This is a genomic window from Zoogloea sp. (genome assembly GCF_044344315.1).
Classification (GTDB): domain Bacteria; phylum Pseudomonadota; class Gammaproteobacteria; order Burkholderiales; family Rhodocyclaceae; genus Zoogloea.
In genome coordinates this window covers 1-5,718 of sequence record NZ_JBIJDC010000167.1, presented here as the reverse complement: position 1 = coordinate 5,718, position 5,718 = coordinate 1, and the positions used below count along the sequence as shown (strand labels likewise).

The following is a 5,718-nucleotide window of genomic DNA, read 5'->3' as shown; positions in this document are numbered from 1 at the left end:
CACCGGCAGGCGCCCAGCGGCGCTACGCGTCCGATTGACCCCGGCGTAGCCTGGTTTGGCGTGAAATGCGGGGGTGAAAAGGGATTTACAACACCCTCTGAAGTCGCCCCTACAAATCATCCACCCGTTGATCGCAGCCATGCCGTTAATCGGAGTCCGCGGGCGACTGAAGTCGCCCCTACGCATCCCCTTGCGTGTCGATCCCACAAGGGCAGCCGCGCCGCGCGTTTTCCTGTAGGGTCGAATTCATTCGACCGCTTCACCCATCACTGCAGCCCGCCATGACCCTGCTCGACACCCTGCGTGCCCTCGTCGGCCCCGCCCACTGCCTCACTGACGCATCCGCCACCGCGCCTTATCTAACCGACTGGCGGGGCCGTTACACCGGCGTGGCTCAGGCCGTTGTCCTGCCCGCCGACACCGCCCAGGTCGCCGCTGTGGTGCAGGCCTGCGTGGCCGTAGGCGTGCCCATCGTGCCTCAGGGCGGCAACACCGGCCTGTGTGGCGGCGCCACGCCCCTGGCGGACGGCCGCGCGGTCGTCGTCAATCTCTCCCGGCTGCGGCAGGTCCGCCACGTTGACCCCGACAACAACGCCATCACCGTCGAAGCCGGTGTCACCCTGGCCGAAGTTCAGGCCGCAGCCGACGGGGCAGGGCGCCTCTTCCCCCTGTCCCTCGCCAGCGAAGGCAGCTGCGAAGTCGGCGGCATTATTTCCACCAACGCCGGCGGCGTCCAGGTGCTCCGCTACGGCAACACCCGTGAGCTGGTCCTCGGCCTCGAAGTCGTCCTGCCCGACGGCAGGGTTTGGAATGGCCTGCGCGCCCTGCGCAAGGACAACACCGGCTACGACTTCAAGCACCTCTTCATCGGCGCCGAAGGCACCCTCGGCATCGTCACCGCCGCCACCCTCAAGCTCTTCGCCAAGCCGCGCCAGACCGTCACCGCCTGGCTCGCCGTAGCAGGCCCGGCCGCGGCGGTCGACCTGCTCTCCCGTCTTCGTGGAATCGCCGGTGATCGGGTGACCGCCTTCGAACTCATCAGCCGCCCGTCCCTCGACCTTGTCCTGCAGCACATCCCCGATGCCCGTGACCCACTGCCCAGCCCGCAGCCCTGGTACGTGCTGGTCGAACTCACCGACACGCTGCTCAGCGTCGACCTCGGCGCCACGCTCGAAACCGAACTCGCTGCCGCCATCAGCGACGGTCTGGTGGCGGACGGCACCATCGCCGCCAGCCAGGCCCAGGCTGCAGCGCTGTGGCGTCTTCGCGAAAACATTTCCGAAGCCCAGAAGCGCGAAGGCATCAGCATCAAGCACGACGTCTCGGTGCCCGTCAGCGCCATCCCCGAGTTCATCGAGCGCGCAGCCGTGGCGCTGCAGCAGTGCTATCCGGGTGTTCGCATCGTCGCCTTCGGGCACCTGGGAGATGGCAACCTCCACTACAACCTGTCCCGCCCCAGCCGCGACGAGAACGCCGACTTCATCGCCCGCACAGAAGACGTCGGCCGCGTCGTGCACGATCTTGTCCACCAACTTGGCGGCTCCATCTCCGCCGAACACGGCATCGGCCAGCTCAAGCGCGACTTGTTGCCGCGCTACAAATCGGTGACTGAACTTCAGCTCATGATGGGAATCAAGGCCCTGTTCGACCCGCGGGGTTTGATGAATCCCGGGAAGGTGCTTTGAACAGGGCAGGGGGCGATCCGTTAAGTGCTACACGGTGCGAATTGTCAGAATTTTTTACACCACGGCCCGATCAGGTTTGCCCAAAATGGAAAATCCTATAAATAACGGACTGTTATGGTTTGCGGCACAAATTTTGCTCATTTAGACACCATTGCGGTGCAGTAGGATTTTAATAAAGATCGCCGGAAGCTCTGCCGCAGCCGAAAATATTCATATACGGTTTTTTTGGAAAGGAATATCAGCATGATCAAAAAGCAGATCGCTCTCGCCCTTGGCGCAGCCCTCACCTTCGGTGCCTCCGCTGCCCACTCCGCGGTGTATGTCTCGACGGCCGACTTCTCCGGTCAGTTCAACATCTCCGGCTTTGCCGATGCCACCCCCAACACCTACACGATCGCCCTGACCGGCCTGACTGGCCTGCTGGATCTGAACCTCCCGGCCAACGGCATCACCAGCGCCGAGCGCAAGGGCCTTATCGCCATCGACTACACCCCGGCCAACCCCGGTCCCGATCTGGTCTCCAACACCCCCGCTTTTGTGCCGCTCGGCACCGCTGCCATCACCAACAGCGGTATCACCGGCAGCCACTTCGTTTACAACTTCACCACCAACACCTTCTCCTCTGACGGCAACCCCGTTACGGGCGGTTCGTTCAACGGTTCCGCCAGCAGCCTCAATCTGCTGCTCGGCAACATGTTCGGCCCCCTCGGCGCTGCCATCGGCACCGGTTCCGTGTCCGTGCTGCACACCTTCGGTGGCACCGCAGGCAACGGCACCTGGACGATCGACATCAGCGAGACCGATGTTGGCGGTACCGGCTTCAGCGGCCTGTTCGCAGCCCTCGACAGCATCCCCGCTGGCAACCCCTTCGGCCTGCCGCCCAGCCTCACCGACGGCAAGTTTGACGGTTCCTTCAGCGTCATCGGCGGTGTCATCCGCGCCTCCACCGTTCCTGAGCCCGCCACCCTCGGCATGCTCGGCCTCGGTCTGGCTGGCCTGGCTGCTGCCCGCCGTCGCAAGGCTGCCTGATAGCACTGTCAGCCTCGTGTAGCAAACAACGGCGGCGTAAGCCGCCGTTGTCGTTTTTGCGCGGCGTTGTCTAAAGTAAGAAGCAGGGAAGGGCGTTTTCAAGACGTTAGATGCAAAAAGGGGTTTACAAACCCCAAGTCGATGTCTATAATGCGGTCTTCGTTGGACGGGGGTATAGCTCAGCTGGGAGAGCGCTTGCATGGCATGCAAGAGGTCATCGGTTCGATCCCGTTTACCTCCACCAAAAAATCAGTACCAGGTCCCCATCGTCTAGAGGCCTAGGACACCGCCCTTTCACGGCGATAACCGGGGTTCGAATCCCCGTGGGGACGCCAAGTTTCAAGTCCTGCTGTAAAGCAGGCAGCGTCAGCCGGCAAGTTTGGCTGATGAAGCAGGTTGTATGGAGTGGTAGTTCAGTTGGTTAGAATACCGGCCTGTCACGCCGGGGGTCGCGGGTTCGAGTCCCGTCCACTCCGCCAAGTTTTACAAGGAGAGCGTTGCTCTCCAGTGTAGTCGGTTAGCAGGTCCCCATCGTCTAGAGGCCTAGGACACCGCCCTTTCACGGCGATAACCGGGGTTCGAATCCCCGTGGGGACGCCAGAATTGGCGGGTTCCGGGGTAAAGGGGCCTGAAAGCAGTTTTAGCAGTTCCGTGGGGGTATAGCTCAGCTGGGAGAGCGCTTGCATGGCATGCAAGAGGTCATCGGTTCGATCCCGTTTACCTCCACCACCAAATTTAGTGTCAAGTCCCCATCGTCTAGAGGCCTAGGACACCGCCCTTTCACGGCGATAACCGGGGTTCGAATCCCCGTGGGGACGCCAGGATTAAAGCCCTGAGCAGTTCAGCAGGCAAATGGAGTGGTAGTTCAGTTGGTTAGAATACCGGCCTGTCACGCCGGGGGTCGCGGGTTCGAGTCCCGTCCACTCCGCCAACATTCTTCGGGTCAGATCAGATTTTGATCCGATAAACCAAAAGCCGCCCTTGGGCGGCTTTTGGTTTTGGTGCGTCCGCCGTGTTCAAACGCCGCATCAAAGTCATGCTGCGTTCCTTGGGGCGGTGGCAACAGCGTAAAATTGCTACTTTCCTTTTTCGCCATCGCCCATCCGTGTTCCAGAAAATCCTCACTGTCTGTACTGGCAACATCTGCAGAAGCCCAGTTGCCGAATATCTCCTGCGGCACGAGCTCGTTAGCGCCGGGCGCACCGTCGAGGTGCGCTCTGCCGGAATTGGTGCAATGGTCAATCACCCCGCCGACGATGCCGCCCTCGCGTTCATGGATGACTTGAGCATTCCCATGGAGGCGCATCGGGCACAGCAGATCGCCCAAAGCCACACCCGCTGGGCCGATCTCATCCTCGTCATGCAAAAGCACCACCTGGATTACGTTGTCGCCCTCGACCCGACCGCCCGCGGCAAGACTTTCCTCCTCGGTCACTGGAGCAAGCAAGAGGTGCCCGATCCCTATCAGCGCGGTCAGGCCTCCCATGTCGCCGCCTATCAGCTCGTTTCCCAGGAGGTGAAAGCCTGGGTCAAACGTGTCTGAAATCACGACAAATGCATCAAACGTCTGCCACGTTCAGGAAAACTTAATGCGCTAGATGCTAGAATGCATTGTTAATAACTGTGAAGATGGCATCCTGCGTGCGTAGGGTGCCCCGCCCTCAAAGTGGCGCACAGCAACTCGCATTGATAGCAACTACCGGAGATGAAGACGTGGCCAAGGGAATGATTCTGGCGGCAGGCCAGGGAACGCGGGTACGACCCCTCACCAAGAACGTACCCAAGCCCATGGTTCCCATCCTGGGCAAGCCGGTCATGGAATACCTGATCGAGCACTTGGCCCGGTACGGCATCAAAGAGATCATGATCAATGTGGCTTACAACCACTACAAGATCGAAAACTACTTTGGTGACGGCCACCGTTGGGGTGTCACCATCGGCTACTCCTACGAAGGCGTCCGCGACCACGGCGAGATCGTGCCCAAGCCCCTCGGCTCCGCCGGCGGCATGCGCAAGATCCAGGACTTCAGCGGCTTCTTCGATGAAACCACCCTGGTCATCTGCGGCGACGCCATCATCGACCTCGATATCGGCGCCGCCCTCCACGAGCACCGCTCCAAGCAGGCCGTCGCCAGCGTCGTCACCCTCGAAGTCCCCAAGGACCAGGTCAAGAACTACGGCATCGTCGTCACCGACACCAACGGCCACATCAAGTCCTTCCAGGAAAAGCCTTCTCCCGAAGAAGCCAAGTCCAACCTGGCTAGCACCGGCATCTACATCTTCGAGCCCTCTGTGCTCGATCTGGTGCCCTCCGGCAAGACTTTCGACATCGGCAGCGAGCTTTTCCCCATGCTGGTCGAAAAAGAGCTGCCCTTCTTTGCCCAGAAGCGCTTCTTCAACTGGATCGACATTGGCCGCCTGAGCGACTACTGGTCGGTGCTGATGCGTGTGCTCAACGGCGAAGTCGCCCAGATGGACATGCCCGGCAAAGAGATCCGCCCTGGCGTCTGGGTCGGCCCCAATACCTCCATCGCCTGGGACAGCGTTCAGATCGTCGGGCCCGTGTATATCGGCTCCAGCGTGCGTATCGACCCCGGTGCCTCCATTATCGGCCCCACCTGGATCGGCCACGGCAGCCACATCAAGTCCCGCGCCCGGGTCGAACGCAGCATCCTGTTCGAATACACCCGCATCGCCGACGGCCAGAGCTTCTCCGAGATGATCGTCTCCCCCCAATACTGCGTAACCCGCGGCGGCGACGCCTACTACGTCGGCGACGACGAATGCATCCTGCGCTGGGGCGACGCTCGCGGCCGCATCTGATTCAACCCCGCAATCCCCCTGTAGGGGCGACTTCAGTCGCCCGCGGACTTTGATCAAAGGCACGCCTGTTATTGACGTGGGGATGGGCGACTGAAGTCGCCCCTACAAGTTACCCGCAGACTTTGATCAAAGGCATGCCCACGATTGACGTGCGGATGAACGACCACGTAGGGGCGACTTC

At 61.3% G+C, this 5,718-nt stretch carries 4 protein-coding genes and 7 tRNA genes; all 11 read left to right on the top strand.

The features are described 5' to 3' along the window. The first annotated feature begins 281 nt into the window (after positions 1 to 281). The 11 genes from ACIQ09_RS21450 to ACIQ09_RS21400 all read left to right on the top strand — a co-directional run bounded on the left by ACIQ09_RS21450 (position 282) and on the right by ACIQ09_RS21400 (position 5,537). The gene (locus ACIQ09_RS21450) at positions 282 to 1,685 is read left to right on the top strand and encodes an FAD-binding oxidoreductase (protein WP_398314326.1); all 1,404 of its coding nucleotides are present in this window, start codon (positions 282 to 284) and stop codon (positions 1,683 to 1,685) included. A gap of 243 nt (positions 1,686 to 1,928) precedes the next feature. After that, the gene (locus tag ACIQ09_RS21445; RefSeq protein WP_398314324.1) at positions 1,929 to 2,714 is read left to right on the top strand and encodes a PEP-CTERM sorting domain-containing protein; all 786 of its coding nucleotides are present in this window, start codon (positions 1,929 to 1,931) and stop codon (positions 2,712 to 2,714) included. A gap of 168 nt (positions 2,715 to 2,882) precedes the next feature. After that, positions 2,883 to 2,958 (top strand) — tRNA-Ala (locus tag ACIQ09_RS21440). Between the two features lie 15 nt (positions 2,959 to 2,973). Beyond that, positions 2,974 to 3,049 (top strand) — tRNA-Glu (locus ACIQ09_RS21435). A gap of 67 nt (positions 3,050 to 3,116) precedes the next feature. Beyond that, positions 3,117 to 3,193: transfer RNA gene (locus tag ACIQ09_RS21430), tRNA-Asp, on the top strand. Positions 3,194 to 3,238: 45 nt separating this feature from the next. Continuing rightward, positions 3,239 to 3,314, top strand: a tRNA-Glu gene (locus tag ACIQ09_RS21425). Positions 3,315 to 3,367: 53 nt separating this feature from the next. Then, positions 3,368 to 3,443 (top strand) — tRNA-Ala (locus ACIQ09_RS21420). Positions 3,444 to 3,459: 16 nt separating this feature from the next. Continuing rightward, positions 3,460 to 3,535 (top strand) — tRNA-Glu (locus ACIQ09_RS21415). A 33-nt stretch (positions 3,536 to 3,568) separates the two neighbouring features. Next, a tRNA-Asp gene (locus tag ACIQ09_RS21410) sits at positions 3,569 to 3,645 on the top strand. A gap of 105 nt (positions 3,646 to 3,750) precedes the next feature. After that, on the top strand, positions 3,751 to 4,257 hold the full coding sequence (locus tag ACIQ09_RS21405; RefSeq protein WP_398314328.1) for a low molecular weight protein-tyrosine-phosphatase: 507 nt from the start codon (positions 3,751 to 3,753) through the stop codon (positions 4,255 to 4,257). Positions 4,258 to 4,427: 170 nt separating this feature from the next. Continuing rightward, the gene (locus ACIQ09_RS21400; protein ID WP_398314322.1) at positions 4,428 to 5,537 is read left to right on the top strand and encodes a sugar phosphate nucleotidyltransferase; all 1,110 of its coding nucleotides are present in this window, start codon (positions 4,428 to 4,430) and stop codon (positions 5,535 to 5,537) included. The last annotated feature ends 181 nt before the right edge of the window (positions 5,538 to 5,718 follow it).